12 protein-coding genes are annotated in these 16,122 nt (G+C 57.6%); 6 read left to right on the top strand and 6 right to left on the bottom strand.

Annotation, left to right across the window (positions count from 1 at the left end):
- The first annotated feature begins 5 nt into the window (after positions 1-5).
- Complete coding sequence (locus OEU85_RS18350) at positions 6-3,119, top strand: efflux RND transporter permease subunit (RefSeq protein ID WP_262692986.1); 3,114 nt, start codon at positions 6-8, stop codon at positions 3,117-3,119.
- 68 nt (positions 3,120-3,187) lie between these two features.
- Here the strand turns inward: OEU85_RS18350 and OEU85_RS18345 are convergent, their stop codons facing one another.
- The 5 genes from OEU85_RS18345 to OEU85_RS18325 all read right to left on the bottom strand — a co-directional run bounded on the left by OEU85_RS18345 (position 3,188) and on the right by OEU85_RS18325 (position 9,679).
- On the bottom strand, positions 3,188-5,023 hold the full coding sequence (locus OEU85_RS18345) for a ribonucleoside-diphosphate reductase subunit alpha (RefSeq protein ID WP_394805449.1): 1,836 nt from the start codon (positions 5,021-5,023) through the stop codon (positions 3,188-3,190).
- Between the two features lie 381 nt (positions 5,024-5,404).
- Entirely contained in the window at positions 5,405-6,358 is a 954-nt protein-coding gene (locus OEU85_RS18340) for an acetyl-CoA carboxylase carboxyltransferase subunit alpha (RefSeq protein WP_394805448.1), read from the bottom strand.
- A 180-nt stretch (positions 6,359-6,538) separates the two neighbouring features.
- The gene (gene xerD / locus OEU85_RS18335) at positions 6,539-7,447 is read right to left on the bottom strand and encodes a site-specific tyrosine recombinase XerD (RefSeq protein WP_262692983.1); all 909 of its coding nucleotides are present in this window, start codon (positions 7,445-7,447) and stop codon (positions 6,539-6,541) included.
- 14 nt (positions 7,448-7,461) lie between these two features.
- Positions 7,462-9,558, bottom strand: coding sequence for a hypothetical protein (locus OEU85_RS18330; RefSeq protein ID WP_262692982.1), 2,097 nt, complete (start codon positions 9,556-9,558; stop codon positions 7,462-7,464).
- Entirely contained in the window at positions 9,539-9,679 is a 141-nt protein-coding gene (locus tag OEU85_RS18325; RefSeq protein ID WP_262692981.1) for a hypothetical protein, read from the bottom strand. The genes OEU85_RS18330 and OEU85_RS18325 overlap by 20 nt, the downstream gene beginning before the upstream one ends.
- A gap of 238 nt (positions 9,680-9,917) precedes the next feature.
- Here OEU85_RS18325 and OEU85_RS18320 point away from each other — a divergent pair, with 238 nt between their 5' ends.
- From OEU85_RS18320 to OEU85_RS18300, 5 genes are all read left to right on the top strand, one after another.
- Positions 9,918-10,505 (top strand): shikimate kinase, encoded by a 588-nt coding sequence (locus tag OEU85_RS18320; RefSeq protein WP_262692980.1) that lies wholly within the window; start codon positions 9,918-9,920, stop codon positions 10,503-10,505.
- Positions 10,502-11,623: a 3-dehydroquinate synthase gene (gene aroB, locus OEU85_RS18315; RefSeq protein WP_262692979.1), complete on the top strand. Its 1,122-nt coding sequence runs from the start codon at positions 10,502-10,504 to the stop codon at positions 11,621-11,623. The genes OEU85_RS18320 and aroB overlap by 4 nt, the downstream gene beginning before the upstream one ends.
- Positions 11,624-11,666: 43 nt before the next feature.
- Positions 11,667-12,977 carry an HlyC/CorC family transporter gene (locus OEU85_RS18310; RefSeq protein ID WP_262692978.1) on the top strand — a complete coding sequence of 437 codons (1,311 nt, stop codon included), beginning with the start codon at positions 11,667-11,669 and terminating at the stop codon, positions 12,975-12,977.
- A gap of 461 nt (positions 12,978-13,438) precedes the next feature.
- Positions 13,439-13,609, top strand: a complete 171-nt coding sequence (locus OEU85_RS18305) for a hypothetical protein (protein ID WP_262692977.1) — start codon at positions 13,439-13,441, stop codon at positions 13,607-13,609.
- A 276-nt stretch (positions 13,610-13,885) separates the two neighbouring features.
- Positions 13,886-14,149, top strand: coding sequence for a hypothetical protein (locus OEU85_RS18300; RefSeq protein ID WP_262692976.1), 264 nt, complete (start codon positions 13,886-13,888; stop codon positions 14,147-14,149).
- 60 nt (positions 14,150-14,209) lie between these two features.
- Here OEU85_RS18300 and htpG read toward each other — a convergent pair whose 3' ends face one another.
- Positions 14,210-16,093: a molecular chaperone HtpG gene (htpG, locus tag OEU85_RS18295; protein WP_262692975.1), complete on the bottom strand. Its 1,884-nt coding sequence runs from the start codon at positions 16,091-16,093 to the stop codon at positions 14,210-14,212.
- Between the last annotated feature and the right edge of the window lie 29 nt (positions 16,094-16,122).

The raw sequence follows: 16,122 nt of genomic DNA, 5'->3' as shown, positions 1-16,122 counted from the left end.
GGCAGATGAGCCAGCATCAAGACCCTGTGGACGAACGAAGCCCCATTGCATGGATGGCAAAAAACGCCATCGCAGCCAATCTGGCAATGATGATTTTGCTTGTGGGCGGCATATGGTCGGCCTTCAATATCCAGAAGGAAGTTTTTCCGCAGTTTGAGCTCGATATTGTGTCAATCAGCGTCTCCTACCCCGGCGCCGCGCCAAGCGAAGTGGAAAGCGGCATCCTGCAACCTATCGAGGAAGCTGTTCGGCAGGTGGAAGGCATCCGCGAGATCACCGCCGAGGCCCGCGAAGGCAGCGGTGATGTGGATGTGGAGCTCGTCACCGGCACCGACCGCATGAAGGCCTTTCAGGATATTGATCAGGCTATTGCTCGCATCCGCACCTTCCCTGAAGAGGTCGACAAACCCGAGGTACGCCTGCAGGGGCGCCAGCAGGAAGCCCTGCAGCTTGGCCTTTATGGTCCGGTTGATACATGGACGATGCGCAAACTGTCCGAGCGCCTGCGCGACCAACTGCTGAACGACCCGAACATCACGCAGGTCGAACTGGGCAACGTGCCGCGATACATCACCCATGTTGAGATACCGGCGCAGACCCTGCGGGCATACGGCCTGACCCTGCCTGAGATTGCAGACATCATCAGCCGGTCAAGCCAGGATGTGCCGGCGGGATCCGTGAATACTTATGACGGGGTCATCCTCCTGCGCATGCAGGAACGTCGCGTGTGGGCCGAAGAATTTGCCGAGATTGAAGTGGTCGCCAACACCTCTGGGGCCACCCTTCGCCTCGCCGATATCGCCACTATCCGCGACGGTTTCGAGGAAGGCAACTTCCATTCCCGCTTCAACGGTGTGCCATCAGTAGAGCTTGAAATATATCGCACGGGTACCCAGTCCCCGCTGGAGATTGAAGAAAGTGTGCACGCCGTGATGGCGGGATTTGAGCGCACGATGCCACCGGGCGTGGAATGGCGTATCGACAGCAACAATGCGGAAGAATACCGCGACCGGCTTTATCTCCTGCTGGAAAACGGCGCGCTGTCCATTTTCATTGTGCTGGCTATCCTGTCGCTGTTCCTTGCTGTGCGGCTGGCTTTCTGGGTAATGATGGGCATGGCCATCTCCTTTGTTGGCGGCCTGTTGTTCCTGCCCGCCTTTGGTGTCAGCATCAACATGATCTCCATGTTTGGCTTTCTTGTTGCCCTTGGTATCGTCGTCGACGATGCCATCGTTGTAGGCGAAAACACCTTTGAGGCGCGCAAGAAATACGGCAACCCGCTGAAGGCCGCCATTGTGGGCGCGCGTTCGATCGCCATGCCGGTGATCTTTTCCATCCTGACCAATGTTATCGCATTTGTACCGCTTCTTTTCATCCCGGGCGAAACCGGCAAATTCTGGTGGCCGCTGCCGGTGGTGGTGATGACGGTGCTGGTCATCTCGCTTCTTGAGGCGCTGTTCATCCTGCCAGCGCACCTTGCCCATGTGGAAAAGGGCAAAACCGAAAACCGGCTGATGCAATTCATCAAGGAAAGGCAGGCCGCCTTCGCTAGCCGATTTGATCGGTTTGTGCGCACGCGCTACAGCCGCTTCCTCGATATGTGCCTGCGCAACCGCTATGTGACGGTCACCTTCGCTCTGGCGCTTCTTGCGGTTGCCGGCAGTTATGCGCGCAGCGACCATATGGGCATGATCATGATGCCTGAGGTCGCCGCAGACGAGATTGAGGCTGGCGTGTCCCTGCCAGTGGGCACCACGCCTGAGCAAGCTGGCAAGATGGCGCTGGAGCTGACCGCCGCCACCCGCAAAATGTATGAGGAGCATAACCTCCATGAGGTGGCCGAAGGCATCAAGACCAACGTACGCGGCCAAAACTTCATCGATATCGAGATTGTGATGCGCCCACCCGGCCAACGCGACATGACCGCCAAGCAGGTGATCGATCTGTGGCGCGCAGAGATTGGCGACGTGCAGGGTGTGGACCAGATCACCTTTGAGGCCGAGCGCGGCCCCGGCGGCTGGCGCTCAGACATCAGTATAGACCTCAGCCATAACGACATAGATGTGCTGGCAGAAGCCAGCCAGTCGCTGATGAAAACCATGAAAAGCTTTGCCGGCACCGCTGATGTCAACGACAACTATAACGCTGGCAACAAGCGCATCGACTTTCGCCTGCGCCCCGAAGGCCGTGCGCTTGGCCTGACCCCCGAAGATGTGGGAGAGCAGCTTCGCGGTGCATTTTTTGGTGCGCTGGCTGTGCGGCAACTGCGCGGCACCAACGAGACCGAAGTGCGTGTAAAGCTGCCCGAGGTGGAGCGCGGCGATATCGACAGTATAGAGAGTTTTGTCATCCGCACGCCAAGCGGCACCGAAGTGCCATTGATGGACGTAACCGACATTGAATATACCGAGGCCTTCAGCAGCATCACCCGCCGCAACGGGCGCCGCGTGGTGACTGTGTCGGCAGATGTGGAGCCCAAACGCCAGATTGTCCAGGTTGTCGCCGCGCTAACGGCAGACGTGCTGCCGAATTTGCAGGCCGACTACCCCGGCCTGACCTGGAGCTTTCAGGGTAGTCAGGCAGAAATGCGGCGGTCAACACAGGCCTTGTGGGGCGGCTTTGGCCTCGCGATTTTTATAATCTATGCTCTTCTGGCTATCGCCTTCAAAAGTTATGCGCAACCCTTCATTGTCTTGTGCGCCATTCCCTTTGGCATCATCGGTGCCGTGATGGGGCATATCATCATGGGCTTCGACCTGTCGCTCATCAGCCTGATGGGCATCGTCGCCTTGTCGGGCGTGGTGGTAAACGACAGCCTGATCATGACGGACTTTGCCAACAAACATCGGGACGATTATAGCGCGCATGACGCCATTCATATGGCGGGGCTCAGGCGCTTCCGGCCCATTATTCTTACCACGCTCACCACCTTCGGCGGGCTGACGCCGATCCTGATGGAGACAACCCTGCAGGCGCAGCATTTGATCCCCATGGCAATATCGCTTGGCTTCGGCATCGTCTTCGCCACATCGATCATCCTGATCCTCGTGCCCTGCCTGTATATGATGCTGGAGGATCTCAAGGAACGCTTCAGCAAAAGCGAGACAGCTCCCGCATAAAGAAAAACACCCGGCACTGTGGATGCCGGGTGTTTTACATTCTGCTTACAATCAACCTACAACCGTTTTTATTGGCAGGCGAGGCATTCCTCATAGTCAGTGGTGCCGCCGCCGAGCTGCAGTTGCACTTCCGGCTTCTCGCGTTTTTTGTGCGAGCCCGTGGCCACCACTTCCGCGCGCTTGATCGACTTGGAGCGGCAGTAATACAAGCTCTTGAGGCCTTTACTCCATGCCTGGAAGTGGATCTGGTGCAGATCGCGTTTGTGCACGTTCGCCGGCAGGAAGATATTCACCGACTGCGCTTGGCTGATAAACTGCGCACGGTCGGCCGCAAGTTCCACCACCCAGCGCTGATCCAGCTCAAACGCGGTTTTGAACACGTCTTTTTCGTCCTGCGTCAGGAAATCGAGATGCTGGACAGACCCCTCGTTAATCGTGATCGATGTCCAGATATCGTCGGTGTTCTGGCCTTTTTCCTCCAGAAGCTTCCTGAGCGCACGGTTATGCACGATGAAATTGCCCGAGAGGGTCTTCTGGTTATAGCTGTTGGCCGCAATCGGCTCAATCCCCGGACTAGCGCCGCCACAGATGGTCGAGATCGACGCCGTCGGCGCAATCGCTGTCTTGTTCGAGAAACGCTGCATGATGCCATAATCAGCCGCGTCCGGGCATGGCCCACGCTCATACGCCAGCGCTTCCGATGCCGCATCAACCTGCGTCTGGATATGCTTGAATATCTTTTTGTTCCAGGCCTTCGCCATTGCGCTTTCAAACGGGATCATATTGTCCTGCAGGAAGCTGTGGAAGCCCATCACACCAAGACCAACCGAGCGTTCGCGCATCGCGCTGTAGCGCGCTTTGGCCATCTCGTCCGGCGCGCGGTCGATAAAGTCCTGCAGCACGTTATCAAGGAAGCGCATCACGTCCGGAATGAAATGCTCGTGGTCCTTCCATTCCTTGTAATGCTCAAGGTTGAGGGACGACAGGCAGCACACAGCGGTGCGCTCGTTACCAAGGTGGTCAATGCCGGTTGGCAGGGTAATCTCGGCACACAGGTTCGACGTTTTCACCGTCAGGCCTGCAAGCTTGTGATGCTCGGGGATCTGGCGGTTCACGGTGTCGTTATAGATGATGTATGGCTCACCGGTCTCAACCCGCGCGGTCAGGATTCGGATCCATAGGCTGCGCGCCGATACCGTGCGCACCACATGGCCATCCTTTGGGCTTGTCAGCGCCCATTCCTCATTGGCTTCCACCGCGCGCATGAAGGCGTCGGACACCAGCACACCGTGGTGCAGGTTTGGTGTCTTACGGTTCGGGTCACCGCCCGTGGGGCGGCGCAGCTCGGTAAACTCTTCAATCTCGGGGTGGCTCACAGGCAGATAGATCGCGGCGGAACCACGACGGAGCGACCCTTGGGAGATGGCAAGGGTCAGGCTGTCCATAACACGAACGAAGGGTACAATCCCGCTCGTTTTGCCGACACCGCCAACTGTCTCACCGATGGAGCGCAAATTGCCCCAATAGGATCCAATGCCGCCGCCCTTGGATGCCAGCCATACGTTCTCTGTCCACAGGCCAACGATGCTATCAAGCTTGTCCTGCGCTTCGTTGAGGAAGCAACTGATGGGCAGGCCACGATTGGTACCACCGTTCGAGAGAACAGGCGTCGCAGGCATGAACCACAGGTTCGAGATATAGTCATAGAGCCGTTGCGCGTGCTCCTTGTCGTCACCATAAAATGACGCAACCCGCGCAAACAGGTCCTGATAGCTTTCGCCCGGCATCAGATACCGGTCTTCCAGCGTTGCCTTGCCGAATTCTGTGAGGAGTGCATCGCGGCTGCGGTCCACTTCGACCGCGCCGCCGTGCCCAAACTGAGTGACTTCAAACATTGTGCCCATATCTCCCTTGACCGCCCTAGCCATACGGCGCTGACTCCTTTCCCGCATCGAGAACAGCCCAAGTGTGCCCGATCAAGGAACAAAAGTCGAACGTGTCAACTTTGTGCATATATATTAGTAACTTACTGGAGGCCTCGGCCGTAATCCCCCGTCCGAGTCGCCGCCGTGAAGCAAGGTGTGTAGGATAAGGTCGAAATAGCGTTTTCGTCAAGATAAAGTGGGAAGAAAGTTTAACCCCACTAAATCTAGTGATTTACGCCGGACAACACAAAGGCCCAGACAGCGGTTCGCGTGCCTGAGCCCCGGTTTTCGTCGCTGGAAAACCAGCCTACCCCATGAGTCGTTACAATTTAGAGACTCTTGGGAAACTCTTGGGGCAGCTTAAAGCCCCTTGGACCCCATAGAGAGGAATTTTTCGCGGCGCAATTGCTTGAGCCGGGCACCATCAACACCTGCCATGTCCCGTAGAGACCGCTCAAGGCCATCACCCAGCATGTTCATGGCGCGCTCACGGTCACGGTGCGCACCGCCCAGTGGCTCAGCAACAATTTCATCGATCACGCCAAGCTTCAGAAGGTCTTGCGCGGTAATCTTCAGCGCGTTGGCAGCATCGCCTGCCTTTTCATTCGTGCGCCACAGGATCGAGGCGCAACCCTCCGGCGAGATCACGGAATAAATGGCATGTTCCATCATCAGGACGCGGTTGGCAGCGGCGATAGCGACAGCACCACCTGATCCACCTTCACCCACGATGCAGGTGACAAGCGGCACTTCAATATCAAGACAGCAATCGGTTGAGCGCGCGATAGCTTCTGCCTGGCCGCGTTCCTCAGCCCCTACACCAGGGTAGGCGCCGGAGGTGTCTACAAGCGTCAGCACAGGCAGGCCAAAACGCTCCGCCATTTCCATCAGGCGGATGGCTTTCCGGTATCCTTCCGGGCGGGCCATACCGAAGTTATGTTTGATGCGGCTTTCGGTATCCCAGCCTTTTTCATGGCCCATGACCACACAAGCCTCACCGCGGAACCGCGCGAGGCCTGCAAGCAGCGCCTGGTCTTCCCCGAAGGCGCGGTCACCGGCAAGGGGTGTGAAATCCTCAAACAGATGCTCGACAATATCACCAAAGTGTGGGCGTTCAGGATGGCGCGCCACCTGAATTTTCTGCTGCGGCGTCAGCCCCGCGTATGTTTCCTTGAGCAGTTTACCAAGCTTGCTTTCAAGCTGGCCAACTTCGGCTGTCAGGTCGACATCGCCTGCGCCACCTTTGAAGCTCCTGAGTTCGCGTATCTTGCCTTCAAGTTCGGCAATAGGTTTTTCAAACTCGAGAAACGTCATCATATCTTTAGCACCTGTATGTTTTGGCGACTGTTCCATGATCTATAGTAAACCACGATTTACCAAGGCGCGCAAAATCCTTGATGAGGTCGCCGTTGTCAAGCTTTGTCCTATCGTATCACAAATAAGCATAGACATTACGGATTCCAAGCCTTTGGCCGGGAAGCTGTTTTCTCTGGCCTACCCATCGCTTAGCGGATGTTTGGTCAACACCAGGCTCTTGAGCCGTTCTTCCAGCACATGGGTGTATATCTGGGTCGTTGAAATATCGGCGTGACCCAGCATCTGCTGCACCGCGCGCAAGTCCGCGCCGTGCGCCAGAAGATGGGTCGCAAACGCGTGCCTGAGTTTGTGTGGGCTGACGGCAGACGGCACCACGCCGGCCATGACCGCAAGATCCTTGAGAAGCTGCCCTACCCGCCTGCGGGTCAAGTGCCCCTCCACCCCCGAACTGGGGAATAGAAAAGGTGAGCGTTCCGCCCCTTTTTTCAAGCTGACATCCAGTGCGCGCTGGTAGGCCATCAGCGCCTGCCGCGCCTTCGTACCCAGAGGTACCATGCGCTCGCGCCCGCCCTTGCCGCGCACCATGATCATCGTGCTGTCGGGCCCCACAGCACGGCGGGGAAGACCAACAAGCTCGCTGATCCTCAGCCCGGTGGCATAAAGGGTTTCAACGAGCGCATGCAGCCTGAGCGCTTCCGGCTTGCCGCTTGTGGCTGCTCGCTCTGCGGTATCCAGCAGGCGATCAACATCGCTTTCCGACAGCACTTTGGGCAGGGGCTGCGCCTGTCTTGGGCTTTCAATATTTTTAGCCGGGTTATCGCTGCGAATGCCATCGCTATAAAGGAAGAGATAAAACTGCCTGAGCGCAGACAGCCGCCGGGCTACCGTGCCCGCTTTCATGCCGCGTTTTTGCAGCCCGGCGATATAATCCCGCAGGTCTTCTGCTTCGGCGGTTTCAAGCTTGGCAGCTGAATGCTCACAAAAGTCCTCAAGGTCGCGGCGATAGGCCATCAGGCTGTTGGCAGCCCGGCCCTTCTCCGCCGCCAACATTTCCAGAAACCCGTCAATAAAGCCCGCGTCGGACATGGCGGCCTGCTGTCCTACAAACCCTGCTGGACAAGGATTTCAGCCGCCAGCTGGTGTGCCTCAGCTTTGAAGCCAAGGTCATTGAGTGTGCCCACAAGGGACCCCGCCAAGGTTGGCGGTACGTCACCCTCGCCCATCAGGCGGTAGGCTGCCACCAGAGCCCCGGCCTTGTCGTCATTCCGCGCGGCGCGCAGGAAAGCCCGCCACGGGCCGATTGCAACCTGCGAGCCTTGCGTGCGAACAGGGCCTGCATCCAATGCGTTCCACAGATACTCCGGCACCTCGGCGCCAAGCCCCTCAAGCGTTGCATACAGCAAGCCTGCGTGGGCATAACGATCGTCTGTTCCCATCTGGCTTTGCCACCATGCGTCAAGCCGGTCAGCGGTTATCTCTGGTGCCGAGACAATGCCACCTGCCGCCACAAGAGGCCAACTGCCAAGCAAAACGTCATCCGCGGCAGGGTTCTCTCCTGCCACATTGGCTCGCACACTTGTGAAAATGCGTGCGGCTGCTTCGCTGTCTCCGGCGAGCAGGGCCGCCCGTACCATCAGGCCCAGAGGCTTGTCCGCCAACACCAGCATGCCAGACGCCACCGTTTGTGCCGTGCCCCGCGCCAGCGAGCGCTGCCAGAATGTCCGCAGTGCCGCTTCGCGCTGGCTCGGGTCTGTGCTGCTGGCAGCAAGGGCCGCCAGCACCACGTCAACCTCGAACCGGTCATCGGTCTCCGCAATTTCAAAAGCAGCTATGCCTTCGTCCTGACTGATATCAAGGGTCCTGACAAAAGCGGCAAACCGCGCGCCCGAAATCCAGCCGTGTTGGAGCGCCTCGCCCATCAGGGTAATTTTGGCTTCCTGGGTTACGCCAGGCAGGCTGAGCATGGCATCAACCGCCAGCGGATTCACCTCGTCCAGCGACAATTCAGGCACGGTGACTTTCGCAAGCCGCGCCATGGTTGCCTCAAGCACATCCACCTGCAGGGAGGACGAAAGCGTCGGCGCTTCCGTCATCACCGAACCGGGCTGTTGCTCCGCTTCAATCAAAATCTGGTCAAGAAGAGCATAGAAGGTTGGCTTGACCGCAGCGGCCTCTTCAAGAATGCCCAGTTGGAAATCAACCCCCCGGCGGTCGCCCCTCACCGCGCGGCAGAAAGCAGCAATACGAAGCCAATAGGGATCACCGTCCGCGCCGCGCTGTTCGCTGGCCAACGCACAGGTGTCATCAATCCGGCCCGCGAGCAGGTATCCGTTCGCCGTGTGCCGGGCAATCCCACCCCAGTCCCGGTCTTGGGGCAGGCGCGAGAGAAGGGCCAGATAGCCCTCATGGTCACCATAGGCCGCCAGCAGGCTCAACCGGGCCTCAACAAAAGCATCAACGTCTGCTTCATTTGCCGGCGCGGGCAAAAGGAAGCCAGACAAGGCAATCTTGCGCGCGGCATCATTGAGCGCGCTTGATGTCGACGGTGTAGCGAGCTGCTTGAGCGCAGCCAGCACATAAGCGCGCGACTGCCCGACCCAGAAATCACGGGGGAACCCCTCACCCACCCCCAGCACCGCAGTGCCTGAAGGGTCGATCATGGCAAGTTCGCCAGCGGTAATCGGCGTGCCGTCGGAATAGGTTTGCCCTGCGCCTGTAGGGACAGCAGCACCTTCCGGCGGTTGCCCCCCATCCAGTTGTCCAACTTCAGGCATCTGGCCCGTAACCTTGTCCGGTTCCGCCGACAGCGGATCTGTATAGGTGTCAGGAATACCGTCATCAGCCATGGCATCAGGCATCGGGCCCGTCGCATCCGACGCACCCGTTGATGGGGGTGGCACCTCAACACTGCCCCTGGGCACATAGGGCTGTGGCAGGATCGATCGCGGGCTGCCAAGCGCAGGCCCCATCTGCCGTTTCAACTTTGGCGCCCGGCCAAGATAATAGCGACGGCGGGCCTCGGCCTCACGCGCTTGCCGTGTTTGCTCAGCGGTCTGTGCTTCTGCTGCCGGGTCTTCCGCTTGCTCTTCTTCCTGAAGGGCAAAAGCGGGCATGGCAACGGCAAGTACAGACGCGAGCGTCACACCCAGTATTGTCGCGTTCAGGCGCAACTTCCTATCAGGACGGGAAACGGTCATTGCTTAGCGTTTTGCTCACTTTTTCAGAAGGGGCTGGAATATCCCACGTCATGAGGAAAACCGCGCCACCGGCAACCGCAACAACGCCAAGAAGCACTAAAATTTTTGTCAGTTTTGACATGAACCACCCTTTTTTACCCGTTAGCCGCGCAGCGCGCGCGGCCATGTATCCTGACCGTGTTATAGGACGCCAGTTTCGCCAAGTCCAGCCACGCGTCACATTGCGCACGCCGCGGTAAGTTACATTCTTTATTAGAGGCCAAGAGCCTTCACTCTTGGCGGTTTTTGCGGCGGAAATATGGAACTGGTTTCCATAAAAACCATTGGCGAAGCCCCGCCCCGCGTGTAAAGAGCGTGACATGGCACAGAAAACCGTAAATCGGGCGTCAGCGCCCCCAAAAAAACAGCCGGCCAACACGGGGCCGGAGCGCACCATCGTGCTTGTCGGGCTGATGGGCGCAGGCAAAACTACGGTCGGGCGCAGGCTGGCGAAAAAGTTGGGGCTGCCCTTTGTCGATTCAGACCACGAGATCGAAAAAGCAGCCAGCATGTCGGTTGCCGAAATTTTTGAATGTTTTGGCGAGGATGACTTCCGTTCTGGCGAACGACGGGTGATCGACCGCTTGCTGGACGGCAAGCCACAAGTCGTAGCAACCGGCGGCGGTGCCTTCATCAATGCGGAGACCCGCGCGCTGATCAAGGAAAAGGGCACCTCTATATGGCTTGACGCCGATATAGACGTGCTGGTGGAACGCACGGCCCGGCGCGATACCCGTCCGCTCCTGAAAACCGGCGACCCGCGTGAAATTCTAGGGCGTCTCGCCGCGGAACGCGCGCCTTTTTATGCCGAGGCCGATCTTCGCATCGCATCAAGCGACGGCCCTCATGAAGACGTGGTGGAGCGTATTGTGAAAGCCGTCCACGCGCTCGGGAGATCACGCGCATGAGCCAGAATGACAATATCCTGCACACCGTCCCGGTAGATCTTGGCAACCGGTCCTATGATATCCTGATCGGCGATGGCCTGCTGGGGGCGCTTGGCGTCCTCGCAAGCCCGGTCATCCGACAGAAACGGGTTACCATCATCACCGACGAGAATGTCGCGGCCCTGCATCTAGATGCTGCACGCAAGGCGCTTGAGGGCGCGGAAATCAAGGTGGACGACATTATCCTGCCCGCAGGCGAAGCCACAAAATCCTATGATCAGTTTGGCAAGCTGCTGGATACGCTTTTGTCGACAGGAGTCGAGCGCAAGGACACACTTCTCGCCCTTGGTGGCGGGGTAATTGGCGACATCACCGGCTTCGCGGCGGCGGTGCTCAGGCGCGGGGTGGATTTCATTCAGGTGCCCACAAGCCTTTTGGCGCAGGTGGACAGCTCTGTCGGTGGTAAAACCGGTATCAACACCAGCTTCGGGAAAAACCTCGTCGGCGCTTTTTACCAGCCGCGCCGCGTGATCATCGACATTGCGTTGCTCTCAACGCTGCCGCACCGCGAACTGCAGGCAGGCTATGCAGAAGTGGTAAAATACGGGCTGATCGACAACCCAGGTTTCTTCTCCTGGCTTGAAGAAAACGGCGAAGCGGTCGTGGATGGTGACACCCACGCCCAAGCCTATGCGGTGGCTGAAAGCTGCAAGGCCAAGGCGCGTATCGTGGCCGAGGATGAATTCGAGACCAACAAACGTGCACTCCTGAATCTTGGTCACACATTCGGCCATGCGCTTGAGGCCGAATGTGGCTATGACGGTACGCTACTGCACGGCGAAGGCGTGGCCATTGGCATGATGATGGCACTGGAATTGAGCATGCGCATGGGCCTTGCGGACCAGGCCGACCTCGCCCGCGCCATCGGCCATCTTGAAGCCGTGGGCTTAAAAACAAAAGCCGCCCAGATTGACAGGCCCCTTGACGCCGACAAGCTGCTCTCCCATATGGCGCAGGACAAAAAAGTCGATGCGGGCGAGATTGTTTTTATCCTCGGCCCCATCGGCGGTGCTGGCACGCATAAAGGCATTGACCTTGATCTTGTGCGACAGGTTCTCCATTCTTCCATCAAGGGCTAGAACTTCCCGCCGCCGTTATTATTGCTAACCGGAGCAAACAACCATGGACGTGGCCACAGACGCCGCCTCGCTTTTTGATACGGATTTCTGGATCACCGCCGGCATTATCTTTGTGCTGCTCGGGCTGTCGGGCTTTTTCTCGGGCTCCGAGACCGCGTTGACCGCGGCGAGCCGTGCCCGCATCCATCACATGTCCAAGGAAGGAAACAAGGGTGCCAGACGCGTCTCAAAGCTGATTGAAGACCCCGAGCGGCTGATCGGCGCGATCCTTCTGGGCAACAACCTCGTCAACATCCTTGCGTCAGCGCTGGCGACCAGCCTGTTGATGCGTATTGTAGGGGAAGAGGGCGTTGTCTACGCCACCCTTGTGATGACCGCCCTTGTGCTGATTTTTGCCGAGGTTCTGCCCAAGTCCTATGCCATCGCCAACCCGGACAAAATGGCCCTGACGGTGGCGCTGCCCATCCAGATCATCGTCGCGCTGTTTGCGCCCGTTGTGCATCTGGTGCGGTCGATCGTGCGGCTCACACTTCGCGTGTTCGGGGTTGATATCTCCAACATTGAAAGCGCACTGACCGCCCATGAGGAAATCCGTGGCACCATCGATCTGCACCGCAAGGAAGGCGGTCTTGTCAAGGAAGACACCCATATGCTGGGCTCAATCCTCGACCTTGACGAAATCACCATCGAGGATGTGATGGTGCACCGGTCATCAATGCACGCCATTGACATCAAGATGAGCCCCGATGTGATCATCACTCAGGTGGTGCGCAGTCAATATACCCGCCTGCCGGTCTATGACGGCGATCCAGAGAATATTGTTGGTGTGCTGCATGCCAAAGACGTGCTGCGGGCGATCCGCCGTGCGGGCGGCCAGGCCCACCGCTTCAATGTACGCCGCATCATGGTCAAGCCATGGTTTGTCCCCGAGACGACCACGCTCAAGGAACAGCTGAACGCCTTTCTTGAGCGCAAGACCCACTTCGCGCTGGTGGTTGATGAATATGGCGCCATTCAGGGTCTTGTGACGCTTGAAGATATTCTGGAAGAGATCGTGGGCGACATCGCCGACGAGCATGATTTTGAGGTTCCCGGCGTTCGCCCCCTGCCGGACGGCGGTGTGCAGGTGGAAGGCACTGTCAGCCTGCGCGACCTCAATCGCCTGATGGACTGGCATCTGCCGGACGACGAAGCCACGACGATCGCCGGGCTTGTCATCCATGAGGCGGAGACCATCCCCATCGTGGGGAAAAAATATAAGTTCCATGGTTTCCAGTTCGAGATTACGGCGCGCACGCGCAACCAGATTACCGGCATTAAAATCCGCAAGGCATCGCACGCCGCGAAACGCTGAAATCTCACATGAAATAAACTAATGTGGCTTGAAGGCGTGCCTTGGCATCCCACATCTTGTCATGCCTCAAATGGTTGAGGTTTTTTGGAGACAAGATGAAATGTCCACTACTGGTAAAATGTCAAAAACTGCTTCCACGTCCAACGTGAAAAAACCTGCCCCTGCTGCCGGCAAACCTGCCCAAGGCCCCATCAAGGGCGGCAAGAAGTAACAGGCATTTTGCCGATGGACTGACAAAGGCCCGCGCCTCCTCAATGCAGTGTACTGTGTAAGAGTTGAGAGACGCACCGGCCCGGCAGCATAGCAAAGCGCCGGGCATCAGCCCAAAGGTCAAAGCTAGACAAAAGGAAAGGCCCCGGACGGCATGTCGGGGCCTTTCTGCTTTATCACCCCTGTAATCCCATGCTTCAGAATGGCCTCGATTGCCTGCCTCACATGAGCATGGATTTTCGGGTTCTGCGATGACAGGAAATACTGCACTTATAAACGTATCCATTTCGGTGCTGATAGGCTCAAACAGCGCGTACGCTGATGAAGTTGGCAAGCGGCTGACAGCGCAAATGAAAGTGGCTTCAGGTGGTGTCACGCTCGACCGTCGTCAAGGCTTTCATGAAACGGGGACATTGACATAAGGCAATGAAATCCGACCCCATGAACCTGGGGCGATTTCCACGCGTTGTGCAGCGTCAGCAAAATGACACTGCAAGGCATGGCCATGACACGCGGCTTTGACGACGAGGCTGCCTGAACGCAGAGCTCTGATGGATCGGTCAGGGTAGATGTCTCAGCCAAGGCCGTCGCCAGCGAGAAACTGAGCACCCACTTGACCATTGGCGGCCATTTTTACCCAGACAGCTTCCCAATGGAGGCAGACTATCTGGGCAACAGTAACGCCGCAGGGAAAAACTATGACGTGGTATAAGGTAGAAGAAAAAGGCTGTCCACCGGTCGATTTCTGGCTAGATACCAAGACCCACCGCCTTGAACGGATCACCAGCAAGGATGGTGACACAGCATTTACAGGCGACGTCAAAAGACATCAGTCGGTAGAAGACGCGTTGGTCCCTAATGAGATGACACAAACCATGGGTGGGGCGGTTATGTTATATACCCTGACACCCTACGAATTCATCGCCGTGCCGGTGTTAAAAATTCTCATCGCCCAAAAATAAGTGACCCCTGAATACAAAGGCGGCTCCAGCTCGCCGCCTTTTTTTAGTCTTTCCGGTCGCTTACATCAGGCCGCGTTCGAGCACACTTGACATACGGCGCGCGAAGGCGGCGGTGTCGTCAAGCGGGTCTCCTTCGAGGATTTTCGCCTGATCGAGGATCAGCCACACCGCGTCACCAAGCGTATCAATGGCACCCTTCTCGGCAGCCTTGTCCGCAAGCTTGCGAATCATCGGGTGCGACGGGTTCACTTCCAGTATCTTGGCGGAGATCGCATCCAGCTGCTTGTGCGCCTTCAGGATGCGTTCCATGTGCATGTCCATGCCGGTGTCATCCGCCACAAGGCAGGCGGCGGTTTCAGTCAGGCGGTCGGACGCACGCACTTCCTTGACCTTGTCGCCCAGCACTTCTTTCATCAGCGTGGCAAGCGTGGTCATCTGGCCTTCGCTGGCGCTGTCTTTTTTCTCGTCCGCCTTGTCGTCGCCCGCGATGTCCTTGAGTTCGCTTGCGCCACGGGTGATCGACTTGAACGGCTTGCCTTCAAAGTCACCCACCATCTGCAGCCAGAAGTCATCCACCGCGTCCGACAGCAGAAGCACCTCGATGCCCTTGGCACGGAAACCTTCAAGCTGCGGGCTTTTCTTCACGGCCTCGGCATCTGTTCCGGTAACGTAATAAATAGCGGATTGTTTCTCTTTCATGCGCGAGACATAGTCCGCCAGCGTCGTCCAGCCATCCACACCGGTTGATTTGAAGCGCGCCAGCTTGAGGATATCGTCGCGGCGCTCAAAATCCTCGTAGATGCCTTCCTTGATCACCGCGCCAAACTCTTCCCAGATCGAGAGAAACTTGTCGGTGTCCTTTTCGGCCATCTTTTCAAAGACCGACAGCACCTTCTTGGTGATCGCCTTCGACATGCGTGTGACCGTCGGGTTGTTTTGCAGCATCTCGCGGCTGACATTGAGTGGCAAGTCCTGACTGTCAACCACCCCACGCATGAAGCGCAGCCAGCCCGGCAGCAGGTCGTCGCTGTCGTCGGTGATGAACACACGTTTCACATAAAGCTTCACGCGGTTCTTGCGCGCCGGGTCAAACAGGTCCATCGGCTGCTGGGACGGCACAAACAGAAGCACCGTATATTCCTGCATGCCCTCGGCCTTGTAGTGCAGCGTATAGGCCGGCTCGTCAAAGCTGTGGCCTACGTGGCGGTAGAACTCGGTATACTGCTCGTCCGTGATGTCAGACTTGGCCCTCGTCCAGATGGCAGAGCCTTCGTTGACGATTTTCGGTTCCGCCGCTTCCTCGTCCCCGCCGAGGATGGCAAGTGTGATCGGCACGGCAATATGGTCGCTATAGGTGGTGACTATGGTTTGCAGGCGATGCCGCTCCATAAATTCGGCAGCGTCATCTTTGATATGCAGCACAATTTCGGTGCCCACGGCCTCTTTTTCAGCAGGCGAAATCTCGTAAGCGCCGAGGCCGTCGCTGCTCCAGAGCCAGGCTTCCTTGTCGCCCGCCTTTTTGGTCGTCACACGCACCTTGTCCGCCACCATGAAAACGGAATAGAAGCCCACGCCAAACTGGCCGATAAGCTGCACATCTTTTTTGCTGTCGCCGGTCAACTGGTCAACAAAGTTGGCCGTGCCGGACCGTGCGATGGTACCAAGGTTGGCGATCAGATCTTCACGGTTCATACCGATGCCGTTATCGGCCACGGTAATGGTCTTGGCCGAAGGGTCCACAGTGATGGCAATGCCAAAGTCACCGGTCTTCAGGTCCGCTTTCGTCAATGCCTCGTAGCGCAACTTGTCACACGCGTCGGACGCGTTCGAGATCAACTCGCGCAGGAATATCTCACGCTCGGAATATACCGAATGCACCATCATGTGCAGCAGGCGGGATACTTCCGCCTCAAAGCCCATTTTTTCCGTCTTACCGTCAGACATCTTTACCCTCAGTTTGTTTTTATGCATTT

It is taken from the genome of Kordiimonas aestuarii, assembly GCF_025574465.1.
In the GTDB taxonomy this organism is placed as follows: Bacteria; Pseudomonadota; Alphaproteobacteria; order Sphingomonadales; family Kordiimonadaceae; genus Kordiimonas; species Kordiimonas aestuarii.
Note: the sequence above shows the minus strand (reverse complement) of the source record. Positions and strands in the feature narration are given on the sequence as shown.

Bases quoted from the DNA above. Each gene is read 5' to 3' on its own strand.
- OEU85_RS18350 (WP_262692986.1), top strand. From the start codon at position 6: ATGAGCCAGCATCAAGACCCTGTGGACGAACGAAGCCCCATTGCATGG.
- OEU85_RS18345 (WP_394805449.1), bottom strand. From the start codon at position 5,023: ATGGGCACAATGTTTGAAGTCACTCAGTTTGGGCACGGCGGCGCGGTC.
- OEU85_RS18340 (WP_394805448.1), bottom strand. From the start codon at position 6,358: ATGACGTTTCTCGAGTTTGAAAAACCTATTGCCGAACTTGAAGGCAAG.
- xerD (WP_262692983.1), bottom strand. From the start codon at position 7,447: ATGTCCGACGCGGGCTTTATTGACGGGTTTCTGGAAATGTTGGCGGCG.
- OEU85_RS18330 (WP_262692982.1), bottom strand. From the start codon at position 9,558: ATGACCGTTTCCCGTCCTGATAGGAAGTTGCGCCTGAACGCGACAATA.
- OEU85_RS18325 (WP_262692981.1), bottom strand. From the start codon at position 9,679: ATGTCAAAACTGACAAAAATTTTAGTGCTTCTTGGCGTTGTTGCGGTT.
- OEU85_RS18320 (WP_262692980.1), top strand. From the start codon at position 9,918: ATGGCACAGAAAACCGTAAATCGGGCGTCAGCGCCCCCAAAAAAACAG.
- aroB (WP_262692979.1), top strand. From the start codon at position 10,502: ATGAGCCAGAATGACAATATCCTGCACACCGTCCCGGTAGATCTTGGC.
- OEU85_RS18310 (WP_262692978.1), top strand. From the start codon at position 11,667: ATGGACGTGGCCACAGACGCCGCCTCGCTTTTTGATACGGATTTCTGG.
- OEU85_RS18305 (WP_262692977.1), top strand. From the start codon at position 13,439: ATGACAGGAAATACTGCACTTATAAACGTATCCATTTCGGTGCTGATA.
- OEU85_RS18300 (WP_262692976.1), top strand. From the start codon at position 13,886: ATGACGTGGTATAAGGTAGAAGAAAAAGGCTGTCCACCGGTCGATTTC.
- htpG (WP_262692975.1), bottom strand. From the start codon at position 16,093: ATGTCTGACGGTAAGACGGAAAAAATGGGCTTTGAGGCGGAAGTATCC.